The sequence below is a fragment of the Streptomyces sp. CB01201 genome (genome assembly GCF_002803085.1).
Lineage (GTDB): Bacteria > Actinomycetota > Actinomycetes > Streptomycetales > Streptomycetaceae > Streptomyces > Streptomyces hundungensis.
The window spans coordinates 70,608-84,308 of record NZ_NNBJ01000021.1 but is presented as its reverse complement, the minus strand read 5'-3'; the positions used below and the strand labels follow the sequence as shown (position 1 = coordinate 84,308).

Sequence of the window (13,701 nt, the reverse complement as noted above, 5' to 3'; positions counted from 1 at the left end):
GGCCTCCCCGAACGGCCAAACCGTGACCAGCCGGGCTCCGAATCATTCATAGGAAGCACACACTGGAAGAGAGGAGGTGGAAATCATGCGTGCACGCGGCATGAAGAGGGCGGCTGTTCTCGGTGCGGCGGGGGCCGTGCTGGCCGGCGGGGCTGCCTTCGGCTTGGCAGGAACCGCGACCGCGGCAGCACCCGCGGCTGCGCCGACATCGCTGAGTCAGCACGACGGAGGCGGGGGCCAGGACGGGCGAGACCATGGCGATTACGGCTGGTACGGCTGGTACGGCTCCGGTGACCGGCATGACAACCGGGATTACGGCGGGTCCGGCTACGGCGACCAGGGTAACCAGGGCAACCAGGGCAACCAGTACTGGCACGACGGCTGGTGGAGCGACGGGTGCTGGCACACCTGGCAGTGACTCCTGAAAAGGAAGCGGCCGCCTTCTGGGCGGCCGCCGCGCATCCCGGCTCCGCCATCGCGGCCACCGTCCGTGAGGAAGGGGCGCCGGAGTTCAACGACGTTGGCTGCTACCCCGCGGAACGTTCGCCGTCGCGCTGCACACCACCTCGGGCGGGGTGCTGTCCGGGTTTGCCACTGGCGTGCTCAGCCTCCAGTCGGACTATCCCTTCCCCGGCTCCCTCTCCACCCTCCTCTGCACGGCGTCCTCCTTCTGAAGCTCGGCGGTGAACTGTGCGCCACTGAGCAGCGCGAGGTTGGACAGCCAGAGCCAGATCAGGAAGACGACGACTCCCGCCAGCGAGCCGTAGAGCCGACTGTAGGTGCCCAGCAGGGAGGTGTAGAGGGCGAAGCCCGCCGACACGGTCAACCACAGCGCTGCCGCCAGCACGCCGCCAGGCAGGCTGTACCGACGTCGGTGTGCGGACGGCGGCCCGGTGTGGAAGACAACAACTACGAGCAGCGCGACCAGGGACAACAGCAAGGGCCAGCGGACCAGGCTCCAGACGAGCGTCACCCCACTGTCGAGGTGCAGCAGATGCCCGATTGTCCTGGCGACGGGTCCGCTCAGTACCAGCACGAGAGCACACACACCGAGGAGAACGAGCAGTACAAGGGCGGTGGCGACGATGCGGTGTGCCTTGCGCCAGGGTGAGCGGCTGTCCGCGACCCGGTGCATGCGGTGCAGGGCTCGGCGGAACACGGCCAGGTAGCTGCACGACGACCATACGGCGCTGGCGGTGCCCGCCGCGATCAGCGTGAAGGCGGCGGAGTGCTCCGCCGTTATGTGGGCGAGCAGATCGTGGAGCTCCGTGCCGGACTGGCCCGGAGCATAGTGAGTGACGCCGACGATGAACTGTTCCGCGGCCCTCGGGCTGATCAGACCGAAGGCCAGGGCGGTGACAAGCAAGGCGGGCAGGATCGCCAGAATGGCGTAGTAGGTGAGCGCGGCCGCGTAGTCGGTGATGTCGTCGTTCCACATGGCCACCGGCGTACGGCGCAATGCCGGCCACCAACTGCCGTACATGCCATGGGAGTTGGCGCACCTACTGGCGATGGCGAGGGACTGGGTGCTATCGGACATGATGTGCCCGGTGGGTGACGTGGCTCATGCGCAGGCGTGTGTCGATCTCGTAGGGCGCGGCCGCGTGCCCGGCCTCGCGGATGAGGGTAGTGAGCTGTCGCACCACTTGGTCCGGGGTTGTGTCGGGGGTCAGCCACACATGCAGGCTCAGGCACACACGCCGCCGGCGCGCATGTACGCGGGCATGGCAGCGGCGGATGCCGTCGAGTGCCACCGCCCGTTCGACGAGTACGTCCTCAAGAGCGCGGGTGCGCAGGTGACCCCCGGCAACGGCCAGGGCCAGCCGGGGACGGCGGCGGTGCCGGATCTGCGCGAAGAGCCACCAGGCGAGCAGCACGGTGGCGAGCGCCGAGGCCGTGGTGACGGTGGGAACCCACCAGGTGTGACCACGGAGCTGCGCCAGATCACTGCGATTGAGCAGCACGGTTCCGGAGGCGGCGGTGGGCCACCCGGCGGGGAGCCGGTTGGTGATCGGGTCGTGGGCGGTGGCAAGCCAGACGCCGCCCGCCAGCATGGCGAATCCAGCCGTGGCGAGAACGGTGCGGTTGGCTGCCGTACGGGGCGCGGTCATGCGGTGGGGCCCTTCTCCACGAACGGCTCGTCGTCGGTGGACTGTTGGGGGGACTGCCAGGTCGGTGCCGGAGTCACGAAGACCCTGCACCGCGGGGTCCGGCGCAGGAGGCAGGCGTTGAGGGTCCGCGCGGCGGCCTCGGTTGCCTGGCGGAGCGCGTCCTCCTGCTTCCCGAAGGCCAGTTGGGTTCGGACGGTGAGCCGCCGCCGGCCCGCCCGAACCCGTACCACTTCGACACCGTCGACGGCACCGACGGCGTCTTTGACGAGCGCGGCCACGGCAGCCCGGTCGATGGCAACACTCCCCCGGGGGCCGTCCGTGGTCAGGAGGGTCAGCCGGCGACGGCACCCCGGGGTGAATGCCAGCACGAGGAGCCCTACCCCGACGGTGGCGACCATGAGCGCGCCGACGGTCGTCCCCAGGTCGCCGGACCGGTGTCCGGCCAGCCAGTTCACCGCGTGTGCGCGCCAGGGCGCGGCGGCGTGGTGGGTGGTGTGCACCCGGATGACGTCGGAGGCGACTGCCGCGCACCCTGTGGCGGCCGCGAGGATCAGCAGGGCCGTCGGGGCACGGCGGGCCGACCACCAACGGCGCTGCGCTGACCTCGCGGTCCGCGGCTCTCCGGCCGGTGGTTCGGAAGCCACGTGCTGGGATTCGAGCCCGGTGACGGCCAGCCGGGGCAGGGCGATCTCCAGCCCGGTCAGCTGCCGGGTCCGTTCGGCCACGTGTCGCTGTATCTGCCGGGCCGTGTCGGACAGCGGAGCGGGGTAGGGCAGCGCGACCCGCACGGCCACGGCCGCCCGGCGCCCCTGGACCGTCGCGGAGCCCCTCGGCCTGGAGACCATCGAAGCGGGCATCGCTTCTCGTGCCGCACCCTCGGCGATCTTGCGCACGGCCTTGTCCGCGATGACGGTCGACCCTCGTCCGGCGGCCGCCGTCATCGACGGCTCCGCTCGAACGCGTCCCGCAGCTCACGTGGATCCCCGCCGCCGTCGAGCCAGGCTCCGGCGGCGTATCCGGCCGCGCCGAGGATTGCGACCAGGACGAAGGCGACGAAGCCCCCGAAGTACGCGGCGAACGCCAGGGCGATCCCCGCGACCATTCCGATGAAGGCTCTGCTCATCTCTCCCCTGCCTTCCTCCCCGGGCCCGCACCGGGCCCGACCGTTCCACCAGCGCTCCGACGACGGGCCCGGCTACTCGACCCGAGACTCGACGGCGGCATCGTGGCTGTCGTCCTCGGGCAGGTGCACGTCGTTGATGGCGATGTTGACCTCGACCACCTCCAGGCCGGTGATCCGTTCGACGGCCGCGATGACGTTCTCGCGTACGTCGGCAGCCACGTCCGTGATGGAGACCCCGTACTCGACGACCAGGTCCAGGTCGATGGCGGTCTGCCGCTCACCCACCTCGACCTTCACGCCCCGGCCGACGTTCGGACGACCGCCGGGGACACGGTCGCGGACCGCGCCGATCGTGCGGGACAGGCCGCCGCCCATGTCGTGGACGCCGGGGATCTCCCGCGCGGCGATGCCCGCCACCTTGACGACGACGACATCGGCGATGGACGTCTTGCCCCGTGTGGCGGCCGGCTCGTCCACTCCCGCCTTGCCGAGGGACACATCGGTGGTGCCGGTGCTCGTCCCACCCTGCTTCGGGGCGGAGGTGTTCTTCGCCGAGGGGATCAGCTGCTGAGTGGTCATGGCGTTCGTCCCTTCTCCGGGGCGCCTCGGGAATGGCGCCGCGATGCTTTCACTGGGTCAGACACCGCTGAACACCGCTTGTGACGGACCGTTTCGAGAAAATCTCGGCACATACGGCAGTCGGCGCCCTCGGTGACCACCCTGCCGGTGCGTTGGCGGGGCATCCGCGGGCACATGAGGGAACGTGCTGTGACCTGGTTTTGACCGCCTCGGGCGGCGGGCGCGCACACGGCATTCCGAACCGGTGCGTCACAGAAGGACCAGTCGGGTTGTCCAACCAACAGAGCGATCGTGACGAGGGGAGCTGCCTGTGCCGGGGAACCGCACACCGACCTGGGCACCCGATGCGGGTACCGGGCCGGACGACGCCCTGCTGGCCGTGCGCGCGGGCGAGGGCGACGAGGAGGCTTTCGCCGTACTGGTCCGCCGTCACGCGCCGGCGCTGGTACGCCTGGCCACCCGGCTGGTGCAGGACAGGACCGAGGCGGAGGACGCGGTGCAGGAGGCCTTCATCAGCGCTTGGCGCAAACTTCCGGAGTTCCGCGGTCAGTCCTCCTTCGGCACCTGGCTCTACCGCATCGTCACCAACCGGTGCCTGAACATCCTGCGCACCCGTAAACCGCAGTCGCAGTTGGAGGCTGCCTCCCGGATCTCGGCTCCGGAGCACAGTGTGGCTCCCGACCGGATCACGGAAGGCCGTGCCGCAATCGAGGAACTCCACCACGCGCTCGCCGGTCTGTCGGCCGAACAGCGCGCATGCTGGGTGCTGAGAGAATTGGACGAACAGCCCTACGCGTTCATCGCGGAGACGGTCGGCATCAGTGAACAGGCCGTCCGCGCCCGCGTCTTCCGTGCCCGCCGACAACTCACCGACGCCTTGGGGGCCTGGCGATGACCACACGCATCCATCCGCCCGACACACCCCCTCCGCACGACCCGGACGACGAGTGCCTGCCGTGCGGGCGGCTGCTGTCCCGGGTCTGGTCGGACTGGGAGGAGGGCGCGGCCGACTCGCACGCGGCGGCCTGCCCCGACTGCACCGCCGCGGTGGCTGAACTGGAACGGCTTGAGACGGCCGTGCGCGGCTTGCGCGACGACACCGAGGACGCGTCCGGCTACGACCCCGCACCGCTGACCGAGCGCGTGATGGACGTCGTACGCCTGGAACTGCGCCCCGGACACCCGCTCCCCCTCGGCACCCCGGAGGAGGACATGTGGGTCATGGAATACGCCGCCGCCCGCGTCCTGCGTGCTGCGGCGGAACGCGTGCCCGGCGTCCGCTCCGGTTCGTGCCGCATCACTCCTGAGCGGGACATGCCCGGCCGGGTCACAGTCAGCCTCCACATCCTGGCGCCCATAACCGCCCCCAGCCTCCCGGCCTTGGCCGACGAGGTCCGCAGGAGCGTAGGAGAGTCGGCCGACCGCCGGCTCGGCCTGGAGATCACCGGCATCGACGTCCACGTCATCGGCTTCGCCGACGCATCGGACGACAGCGAGAAGGGCTTCCTCCCGTGACCCCGACCGCCCTCGGCGACACACTCGCACAGGTCGTGCGCGACGTACCCGGCGTCGCCTTCCTCACCCCCGGGATCGCGGGCCGGCTGCGCTCCGCCTTCCAGGACCCTCGCCGCGGCGGCCTGCCGGGTGCCGGAGTGCGGCTCAACCGCCGTGGAGACACCGGCCCGTGGCAGATCGAGGTGCGGATCGTCACGCTCGCCGGCCACCGGGCATGCGACGTCACCCGCGCCACGCGCGCCGCGGTCCTCGCCCACCTGCTCGCGGAGGGCGCCACGGCCACCGTCGATGCCACGGTGACGGTGACGATCACCGGCATCGTCTGAGGCCCCGCACGGGCGGCGACGCAGTGGCCGTCCCCTGGTGCGAGGTGACCCGCGCACCAGGGGACGTCGCGCGCCGCACACGTCGTACCGAGCACGCTTCCCCCATCGGTCACCACCGTGGACGTACGACGACCGCCCGCGCCGGCACATCAGCGGCGCGACCGGCACCCCGCGCCTGATCGGGCCGGGCCACGTGCCCGGATCGACGCCGCCCCAGAACCGCTCAACGGACCCATTCCGGAAGGGGCCGGGCCGCGACCGAGCGACACACCCCCGACGTACCTGGACTACCTCCCGGGCCGGCTCAGGCGTCCGGGCCACCAGGCCTTGGGCCCGATGTCCCGGACGAGAGCTGGAACGAGCAGTGACCGGACGACCAGCGTGTCCAGAAGCACCCCGAACGCCACGATGAAAGCGATCTGCACGAGGAACGCGAGGGGGATGACGGCGAGCGCGGCGAAGGTCGCGGCGAGCACGACGCCGGCCGAGGTGATCACTCCCCCGGTTGCGACGAGGGCCTTGAGGATGCCGTCGCGTACCCCGTGTTCCAAGGACTCCTCCCTCGCTCGGGACATGAGGAAGATGTTGTAGTCCACGCCGAGCGCCACGAGGAAGACAAACCCGTACAGCGGTACGGAGGCGTCGGTTCCTGAGAATCCGAAGACGTGACGGAAGACGAGCGATGAAATGCCCAGTGTGGCCAGGTAGTTCAGAGCGACCGTCGCGACGAGCAGGAGGGGCAGGAGGACGGAACGCAGCAGTGCGATGAGGATGATCAGAATGATGGCCAGGACGACGGGGACGATGAGGTTGCGGTCGTGCTCGGCGGTGTGCTGGGTGTCGTACTGCTGGGCCGTGTAGCCGCCGATGAGGGCGTCCCCGCCGGAGATGTCATGGAGCGTCGTGCGGAGTCGCGCGACGGTGTCTTTGGCCGCGTCGCTGTCGGCGGGGTCCTTCAGGGTCACAGCCACGCGGATCCTGCCGTCAACCGCGTGGGCGGCTCCGGTGCCCGGCCGGCCCTGCTCGCCGAGTGGGGCGGCATCGGCCACGCCCGGGGTCGACTTGGCCCGGGCCAGGATCTGGTCCTGGTGACCGGCGTCGGCGATCACCACGGTCGGGTTGCCCGAGCCGCCGGGGAAGTGTTGGGCGAGGGTGGCCTGGGCGGCGACCGACGGCGCGTCGTTGACGAAGATCTCGTCGAGCGGTACGCCCTTCGAGTTGAGCGTGGGTGCGAAGGCCGCACAGGCCAGGAGTGCCACCAGTGCGATGGCCCAGATCCTGCGGGGCGCTCCTTCTACCTTGCGGGCGATGCTGTGCCAGACGCGGTGGCCGCCGCCCGCTGCCTCGGTGGGGCGTGGTCGGGCGGGCCAGTAGGCGGCGTTGCCGAGCAGTACCAGGACCGCGGGGAGGAAGGTCAGCGTGCTCAGCACGGCGCAGACGATGCCGATCGCGCCGACCGGGCCCAGCGCCCGGTTGTTGGTGAGATCGCTCAGCAGCAGCGCGAGCAGGCCGAGGACGACCGTGCCGGCGCTGGCCACGATGGCACCGGTCGACCGTCGCAGGGCCGCGCGCATCGCGGCGAACCGGTCGGTGGCGGCGGCGAGTTCCTCGCGATAGCGAGCGGTGAGGAGGAGGGCGTAGTCGGTGGCGGCTCCGATCACCAGGATGGAGAGGATGCCTTGGACCTGTCCGTCGACGCGTACGGCACCGTGCTGCGCGAGGGCGTAGACGACGGCACAGGCGGCGCCCAGCGCGAACACCGCGCCCAGGATGATCACGAAGGGGAGCAGGATGCTGCGATAGACCAGCAGGAGGATGACCAGGACCGTGACCAGAGCAACCACCAGCAGCAGGCCGTCGATTCCGGCGAAGGCGTCCGAAAGGTCGACCTGACTGGCTGCCGGTCCCGCTACGGCGACCGTGGTTCCGCCGACCGCTGCCGCCCGCTTCTTCACCGCGTCGAGTGTCGCGGGGAGATCGTCGCCGAGATCGGGGCGCAACTGCACTACGCCCTGGAGAGCCTGGTGGTCGCTGGAGGGTAGGGCGGGTGACGCCTGACCTACGACACCGGGCGTTCCCTTCAGTGACGCCAGGGCCTGCGTGGCCTGGTTCAACTGCTCTTTGTTCACCGGGCCGTTGCCGCGGGAGGTCCAGACGACGATCGCCGGCAGCGTCTCGTCTGCCTGGAACACGCGCTGCGCGTCGATCACGCGGGTGGACTCGGCATTGCGGGGCAGGAAGGCCGCTTGGTCATTGGTCGCGACCTGGCCGAGCCGTCCGGCGTACGGACCGAGTGTGCCGCCGATGGCAAGCCAGATGATCAACAAGGCCAGCGGCACCAGCCAGCGAGTGCCGCGCGAGGTACGGAACATGGTTCTCCCAGGGACGACAACCAGAAGACTCAATGAAAAAGTATCTCAATGATTGAGTTAGATTGCGGAGCACGGAAACTTCGTCACTGCTTCTGCTGAGACGCAGGGTTTGGATGCAGACCGACGACGGCTTCAGGACTCTTCCTGCGGCCGTCCGCTCCCCGCGAGTTCCGCGTTGAGAGTGCCGAGAAACGCCAGCACCAGGGCCAGTTCGCCCTCGGTGAAGGTGCTCCGCACCCGTTCGGTGGCCTCCGCGAGCGGGCTGAAATACGACCGGGCCCGCGCCTGGGCCCCCGGCACGTACCGCAGATGCACGACCCGCCGATCGGAACTCTCCCGCACCCGCGTGATGTGTCCGGCACGCTCCAACCGGTCAACGCACGCCGTCACCGCACCTGAGGTGAGCCCCAACCGCCGGCGCAGCATGCCCGGCGTGACGGGCGCTGTGGAGTCGAGGATCGCGGCGAGCGCCTGGACATCGGTGGGATGGAGACCCTGGCCCGCCGCGAATCCGTGTACCAGGCGATTGATCTCCCCGTTGAGACGGCGCAACTGAACAGCGAGTGCTTGCAGATCCGGGTGCGGGGCCGACGTCCTGGGCGCCCGTTCCGCGGGGCCGGTACTTGCACAGATCTCATCCGGTTCACGGCTGTCCACCCGGACACCCTATCCGCGCGAGTCCGCCCACACCCGAGTCCGGCGACTCCCGCGCCGACCACCACGACGTCTGGGAGTCCACCAGGGGCGGCCGGGCCCTGCCGGCTTCCTCTACCGCGCCTTGCCGGCTCCCTCTACCGTGCGGTGCCGGTGCTGCTTCCGCCGTGCGGCAGGGACGGCCGAGGGCGGACGGCTGCCCGTCGTGCGACTGCCTCTCGTGCTGCCTGGCGCGGATGGCGGCGCCGCCAGTAGGGGTTGTCGTGCGGGAGGCGGCTCGTGACACGTCCGTACATGCCGAACGTGAGGATGACCAGTCCCATGATGAAGCTGAACACGACGTTGGTCATGCCGAAGCCCAGGAAGTTGGCGGGCTTGTCGAGGATGAAGATGTGGGCGTAGCCGCTGAGGAGAAAGAGGGTTCCGACGCTCATGTTGACGGTCGAGGCCACGTTGCCGCCCACGACCGCCCCGGCAATGAGGACCAGGCCGAAGACGACGGACAGCAGGCTCAAGACGCCGTTGGTGCTCATCCCGGCGATGTGGCTGCCGTTGGTGTTGAAGGGGCTGAGCTGATCGGCGAATCCGAGGCACCCGAAAATCAGGAGTACCAGGCCGCAGAAGGCCGCGCCCCAGCGGTACACCTGGGCGAGCTTGTGGTCGGTCGGGAGTTCGTCATGGAGTTTCATGATGCGGCACCTCTCTATGCCGAGGCTTTTGTGCACATTCATCAGCTTCTTCCGGCAGGGCGGCACCATCGGTTGCACCCGTCGGGAAATTCACTGGATCGGCTGTCGGGCCGGGACCTGCATGGTGAGCTGGCGCAGAGTGCATCCGTTGCGGCGCTTCCGGCCGAAGCTCCAGAGGTAAGGACCTCTGGATGTCTCTGGATGTCTCTAGATGTAAGGACCGCTCGGCAGGCGGCTTGCAGCCGATTCGGGAGCAATCTCATGGGATCTGATCCGACAGTTGGTCTCCACTGCTTGGTAACGGGGGCAACCGGCTACATCGGGGGCCGTCTGGTGCCCGAACTGCTCGCGGCCGGCCACCGGGTGCGCTGTCTGGCGCGGACGCCGGAGAAGCTCCGGGACTATCCGTGGATCGGTGACGTCGAAGTGGTGCGGGGCGACGTGAAAGACGCCGCGTCCGTCAGCGCGGCGCTCCAGGGCATCGATGTGGCCTACTACCTCGTGCACGGACTGGGGACAGGCCGCGGATTCGAGGAGACCGACCGCGAATGTGCGCAGACCTTCGCCGACGCCGCCGATTCCGCGGGCACGCGGCGGATCGTCTATCTGGGCGGCCTGACACCGAACGGTGTGCGGCCGCAGGACTTGTCTCCGCATCTGCGGTCACGGGCCGAGGTCGGGGAGATCTTCCTGCGGTCATCGGTGCCGTCTGTGGTGTTGCGTGCGGCCGTCGTCATCGGATCGGGCTCGGCCTCCTTCGAAATGCTGCGCTATCTGACCGAGCGGCTGCCGGTGATGGTCACCCCGAGCTGGGTCGGCACACGTATCCAGCCCATCGCCGTCCGCGACGTCCTGCGCTATCTGACCGGAAGCGCTTCGATCCCCGAGAGCTTGAATCGCGCGTTCGACATCGGCGGCCCCGATGTCATGACGTACGAGGAGATGATGCGCAGGTACGCCGAGGTAGCGGGACTGCCCCGGCGGCTGATCGTGCGCGTTCCCATGCTCACACCGCGCTTGTCCAGCCACTGGATCGGCCTGATCACACCCGTGCCGCGTGCACTGGCCCGCCCTCTGGCCGAGTCCTTGCGCCACGAGGTCGTCTGCGACGAGCACGACATCGCCCAGTACGTGCCCGATCCCCCGGGTGCCCCGCTCGGCTTCGACCGCGCTCTGGAGCTGGCGCTGCAGCGGGTCCGTGACGCCCAGGTCACCACGCGTTGGTCGTCCGCCACACTGCCCGGCGCACCCAGCGACCCGCTGCCCACCGACCCCAACTGGGCGGGCGGCAGCCTGTACACCGACAAACGGCAGTTGGCGGTCGACTGCTCTCCGGCCGCTCTGTGGCGGGTGATCGAGGGCATCGGCGGCGAGAACGGCTGGTACTCGTTTCCGCTGGCCTGGGCCGTGCGCGGCTGGCTCGACCGGCTGTTCGGTGGTGTGGGACTGCGTCGCGGCAGGCGGGACGCGGAGCGGCTCAGGGTGGGCGACTCGCTGGATTTCTGGCGCGTGGAGGAGATCGAAGCGGGGCGACTGCTGCGGTTGCGGGCCGAGATGCGACTGCCCGGCCTTGCCTGGCTCGAACTCTGTGCCGAGCCCGCTCCCGGCGGACGTGCCCGGTACCGCCAGCGCGCCCTCTTCCACCCGCGGGGACTGCTGGGGCATCTCTACTGGTGGAGCGTTTCCCCCTTCCACGCCTTCGTCTTCGGCGGCATGGCCCGCAACATCGCCCACGCCGCCGCGGGCACCCCGCCCGCGCGGCGACGCCACCGCCGAGGCCGCAGGAGCTGAACTCGCAGCCGCCGCGTTCAGGCCGCATCCGCCGCGCGGCCCATCGCGGAAGTCACCGCCGGATGTCCGCGTTTGGCCCGACCCACGGGCCGCCTCGCACCTTTCACCACTCTCAAGGGGTCGGTATGAGCGTCTCCGTCGTCCTGTTCACCTCCGACCTCCGCGTGCACGACCACCCGCCGCTACGAGCCGCCATCGCTTCGGCCGATGAGGTGGTCCCTCTGTTCGTGGTCGATGACGCCGTGGCCGTCGCCGGTTTCGCCGTCCCCAATCGCCGGGCGTTTCTCGCGGACTGTCTCACCGATCTCGACGCGTCGCTGCGCGAGCGCGGGGCACGCCTGATCGTTCGGTCCGGCGACGTGTGCGCCGCGGTCCGGCAGGTGGTGTTGGAGTGCGACGCCGACGAAGTGCACATGTCGGCCGGTGTCAGCGGCTACGCCGCCCGGCGCGAGGAGCGGCTGCGGCACATGCTGGAAGCCGAGGGCAGGCGCCTGTACGCACACGACGGCGTCATCACGGCTGTCGCTCCAGGCGAGGTCACCCCCGCAGGATCCGGCCACTTCTCCGTGTTCACCCCGTACTGGCGCCACTGGGACCAGAAGCGGCAGCGCACGCCTCTCGCCGCACCCCGAGCCGTACGCGTGCCGCCCGCCCTTTCCTCCGATCCGCTCCCCCAGCGGCACGAGGTCGGCGGAATCTCGCCGGCGCTGGCGAGCGGCGGAGAGAGCCAGGCACGTCGCCTGCTCGCCTCCTGGCTGCGAACGGGCGTCGACGCGTATGAAGAGCGCCACGACGATCTCGCCGGCGATGCCACTTCCCGGCTGTCACCGCATCTGCACTTCGGGACGCTCTCCCCCGTGGAGGCAGTCCACCGCGCCCGTCTCGCCGAAGGCGCGGGGTCCCGGGCGTTCGTACGCCAGTTGTGCTGGCGCGACTTCCACCACCAGGTGCTGGCGGCCCGCCCGGGTGTGTCCTGGCTGGACTACCGTCCGCGCGACGACCAGTGGCGTACAGGAGCCACGTCGAGCGAGGAGATCGAGGCGTGGAAACAGGGTCGGACCGGCTATCCGGTGGTCGATGCCGCCATGCGTCAGCTCGCCGAGGAAGGCTGGATGCACAACCGCGGCCGGCTCCTGACCGCCAGTTTCCTGACCAAGACGCTGTACGTCGACTGGCGCATCGGCGCCCGGCATTTCCTGGATCTGCTGGTCGACGGGGACATCGCCAACAATCAGCTGAACTGGCAGTGGATGGCGGGCACCGGCACCGACACCCGCCCCAATCGGGTGCTCAACCCCGTCATCCAGGCCAAGCGGTACGACCCCGACGGCGATTACGTACGCCGCTGGGTCCCCGAACTCGCCGACCTGCCCGGCGCCGCGGTGCACGAACCGTGGAAGCTCCAGGGGCTTGAGCGCGCCCGCTTCGACTACCCCGATCCCCTCGTCGACCTCGCCGATGCCCGTACGCGCTTCCAGCAGGCACGCGCCTCCCGGTGAGTGGGGGCTAAGCCAAGAGGCGCGACTCGATGCTGTGCAGGGCCGGACGCAGTCCGGTCAGCCGTCCCCACCCCGTTCCGAGCGCCGTTCCGGCCCAGCCGGGTCCGGCCAGCAGGAGGTGGGGATGCTGGCGCGCCCCCTTCACGCCCCAGCCGATCCCGGAGACCCGACGGGCCAGCTCCGGTTGCGCCGTCGACCGGCTCTGGGACCAGAGCACCACCACAGCCGGGCCCAGGCGGCGCACCGCATCCGACAGGGCCCCGGCCGGCAAGGCGGGGCCGAACATCCGCACCGGCAGGGCGCGTTGAGCCAAGCCGGCCGCGAGTGCCTCCAGCGGCAGGCTGTGCTGCTCCTCGGGGGTGCAGGCAAGGAGCACGGCAGCCAGGCCCGTGCCCTCGGGGGGCGTCTCCGACAAGCGGCGCAGGGCGCAGGACACCTGCCACGACAACAGGTGCTCGACCTCGATGTACCTCTCCCCGGCGGTCGCCCACTTGCGTCCGACCGCGTGCAGCGTGGGCATGATGATCTCTTCCCAGGCGGTGACCAGGCCGTACTCCTCCAGCGCGGCGGCGAGTCGTTGGGCGACGGCCGGCGCATCGAGGCGGACAGCGGCACGCGCAAGGCCCCGGCATTCCTGCCTCACCTCACCCAGCGGCAGCGCATCGCGTCCGCCGGGCGTCCGGCCGCCGACGAGGCGCACAGGAGCAGGTGGCGCGACATCGGCTGGTTTCGTGCCGCGTGCGTCGAGCGCCGAGCGAGCAGCCTCGGCGGGCGGAACACCCAGCGCGGCAAGGCGGCACATCTCCTGGATCGTCGCCACATCGCCCGGCGTCCACCGCCGATGCCGGCCGTCCTCCCTCCGGGCCGGTCCGATGCCGTAGCGGCGCTCCCAGGACCGCACCGTGGCCGGCGACACCCCCAGGACACGGGCGACCGCCCCGGTGGTCAGCACAGCGCCCACGCCTGACTCATCCGGGACGGCATCGCGAGCGAGTGAACTTCTCATGCTTCCACTCTACGCAGGTCAGCAGCCCCGTAAAGC

At 70.1% G+C, this 13,701-nt stretch carries 15 protein-coding genes; 6 read left to right on the top strand and 9 right to left on the bottom strand.

All coding sequences use genetic code 11. The annotated features are described in order from the left end of the window. The first annotated feature begins 76 nt into the window (after positions 1-76). Positions 77-418 carry a hypothetical protein gene (locus tag CG740_RS33280; protein ID WP_199846647.1) on the top strand — a complete coding sequence of 114 codons (342 nt, stop codon included), beginning with the start codon at positions 77-79 and terminating at the stop codon, positions 416-418. Between the two features lie 201 nt (positions 419-619). Here the strand turns inward: CG740_RS33280 and CG740_RS33275 are convergent, their stop codons facing one another. The 5 genes from CG740_RS33275 to CG740_RS33255 form a co-directional block, all read right to left on the bottom strand. Further along, positions 620-1,483: a YihY/virulence factor BrkB family protein gene (locus tag CG740_RS33275; protein WP_234376630.1), complete on the bottom strand. Its 864-nt coding sequence runs from the start codon at positions 1,481-1,483 to the stop codon at positions 620-622. Between the two features lie 46 nt (positions 1,484-1,529). Then, entirely contained in the window at positions 1,530-2,111 is a 582-nt protein-coding gene (locus CG740_RS33270) for a hypothetical protein (RefSeq protein WP_100579033.1), read from the bottom strand. Further along, positions 2,108-3,052 carry a DUF6286 domain-containing Asp23/Gls24 family envelope stress response protein gene (locus tag CG740_RS33265; protein ID WP_100579032.1) on the bottom strand — a complete coding sequence of 315 codons (945 nt, stop codon included), beginning with the start codon at positions 3,050-3,052 and terminating at the stop codon, positions 2,108-2,110. The genes CG740_RS33270 and CG740_RS33265 overlap by 4 nt, the downstream gene beginning before the upstream one ends. Then, a complete protein-coding gene (locus tag CG740_RS33260) occupies positions 3,049-3,234 on the bottom strand; it encodes a hypothetical protein (RefSeq protein WP_100579031.1) in 186 nt (61 codons plus the stop codon). Before CG740_RS33260 ends, CG740_RS33265 begins: the two co-directional genes overlap by 4 nt. Before the next feature lie 72 nt (positions 3,235-3,306). Continuing rightward, on the bottom strand, positions 3,307-3,813 hold the full coding sequence (locus CG740_RS33255; RefSeq protein WP_100579030.1) for an Asp23/Gls24 family envelope stress response protein: 507 nt from the start codon (positions 3,811-3,813) through the stop codon (positions 3,307-3,309). Between the two features lie 304 nt (positions 3,814-4,117). Here CG740_RS33255 and CG740_RS33250 point away from each other — a divergent pair, with 304 nt between their 5' ends. Genes CG740_RS33250 through CG740_RS33240 form a run of 3 tightly spaced genes read left to right on the top strand, consistent with a single transcriptional unit; the run spans position 4,118 to position 5,654 of the window. Next, a complete protein-coding gene (locus CG740_RS33250; protein WP_376493647.1) occupies positions 4,118-4,708 on the top strand; it encodes an RNA polymerase sigma factor in 591 nt (196 codons plus the stop codon). After that, the gene (locus tag CG740_RS33245) at positions 4,705-5,328 is read left to right on the top strand and encodes a hypothetical protein (RefSeq protein ID WP_100579028.1); all 624 of its coding nucleotides are present in this window, start codon (positions 4,705-4,707) and stop codon (positions 5,326-5,328) included. Before CG740_RS33250 ends, CG740_RS33245 begins: the two co-directional genes overlap by 4 nt. Beyond that, entirely contained in the window at positions 5,325-5,654 is a 330-nt protein-coding gene (locus tag CG740_RS33240; RefSeq protein ID WP_100579027.1) for a hypothetical protein, read from the top strand. Before CG740_RS33245 ends, CG740_RS33240 begins: the two co-directional genes overlap by 4 nt. Positions 5,655-5,941: 287 nt before the next feature. On the opposite strand, the gene CG740_RS33235 is transcribed toward CG740_RS33240, so the two are convergent. From CG740_RS33235 to CG740_RS33225, 3 genes are all read right to left on the bottom strand, one after another. Next, on the bottom strand, positions 5,942-8,026 hold the full coding sequence (locus CG740_RS33235) for an MMPL family transporter (RefSeq protein WP_100579026.1): 2,085 nt from the start codon (positions 8,024-8,026) through the stop codon (positions 5,942-5,944). Between the two features lie 132 nt (positions 8,027-8,158). Continuing rightward, complete coding sequence (locus CG740_RS33230) at positions 8,159-8,659, bottom strand: MarR family winged helix-turn-helix transcriptional regulator (protein ID WP_100579066.1); 501 nt, start codon at positions 8,657-8,659, stop codon at positions 8,159-8,161. 158 nt (positions 8,660-8,817) lie between these two features. Next, a complete protein-coding gene (locus tag CG740_RS33225; RefSeq protein WP_100579025.1) occupies positions 8,818-9,369 on the bottom strand; it encodes a DUF4383 domain-containing protein in 552 nt (183 codons plus the stop codon). Positions 9,370-9,630: 261 nt separating this feature from the next. Here CG740_RS33225 and CG740_RS33215 point away from each other — a divergent pair, with 261 nt between their 5' ends. Then, positions 9,631-11,160, top strand: a complete 1,530-nt coding sequence (locus tag CG740_RS33215) for an SDR family oxidoreductase (RefSeq protein WP_100579023.1) — start codon at positions 9,631-9,633, stop codon at positions 11,158-11,160. Positions 11,161-11,285: 125 nt separating this feature from the next. Next, on the top strand, positions 11,286-12,659 hold the full coding sequence (locus CG740_RS33210; RefSeq protein WP_100579022.1) for a cryptochrome/photolyase family protein: 1,374 nt from the start codon (positions 11,286-11,288) through the stop codon (positions 12,657-12,659). A gap of 7 nt (positions 12,660-12,666) precedes the next feature. Here CG740_RS33210 and CG740_RS33205 read toward each other — a convergent pair whose 3' ends face one another. Continuing rightward, positions 12,667-13,665 carry a MerR family transcriptional regulator gene (locus CG740_RS33205; protein ID WP_100579021.1) on the bottom strand — a complete coding sequence of 333 codons (999 nt, stop codon included), beginning with the start codon at positions 13,663-13,665 and terminating at the stop codon, positions 12,667-12,669. Between the last annotated feature and the right edge of the window lie 36 nt (positions 13,666-13,701).

Excerpts from the sequence above, each read along its gene's own strand:
- CG740_RS33275 (WP_234376630.1), bottom strand. The coding sequence starts at position 1,483 with ATGTACGGCAGTTGGTGGCCGGCATTGCGCCGTACGCCGGTGGCCATG.
- CG740_RS33270 (WP_100579033.1), bottom strand. The coding sequence starts at position 2,111 with ATGACCGCGCCCCGTACGGCAGCCAACCGCACCGTTCTCGCCACGGCT.
- CG740_RS33265 (WP_100579032.1), bottom strand. The coding sequence starts at position 3,052 with ATGACGGCGGCCGCCGGACGAGGGTCGACCGTCATCGCGGACAAGGCC.
- CG740_RS33260 (WP_100579031.1), bottom strand. The coding sequence starts at position 3,234 with ATGAGCAGAGCCTTCATCGGAATGGTCGCGGGGATCGCCCTGGCGTTC.
- CG740_RS33255 (WP_100579030.1), bottom strand. The coding sequence starts at position 3,813 with ATGACCACTCAGCAGCTGATCCCCTCGGCGAAGAACACCTCCGCCCCG.
- CG740_RS33245 (WP_100579028.1), top strand. The coding sequence starts at position 4,705 with ATGACCACACGCATCCATCCGCCCGACACACCCCCTCCGCACGACCCG.
- CG740_RS33235 (WP_100579026.1), bottom strand. The coding sequence starts at position 8,026 with ATGTTCCGTACCTCGCGCGGCACTCGCTGGCTGGTGCCGCTGGCCTTG.
- CG740_RS33225 (WP_100579025.1), bottom strand. The coding sequence starts at position 9,369 with ATGAAACTCCATGACGAACTCCCGACCGACCACAAGCTCGCCCAGGTG.
- CG740_RS33215 (WP_100579023.1), top strand. The coding sequence starts at position 9,631 with ATGGGATCTGATCCGACAGTTGGTCTCCACTGCTTGGTAACGGGGGCA.
- CG740_RS33210 (WP_100579022.1), top strand. The coding sequence starts at position 11,286 with ATGAGCGTCTCCGTCGTCCTGTTCACCTCCGACCTCCGCGTGCACGAC.
- CG740_RS33205 (WP_100579021.1), bottom strand. The coding sequence starts at position 13,665 with ATGAGAAGTTCACTCGCTCGCGATGCCGTCCCGGATGAGTCAGGCGTG.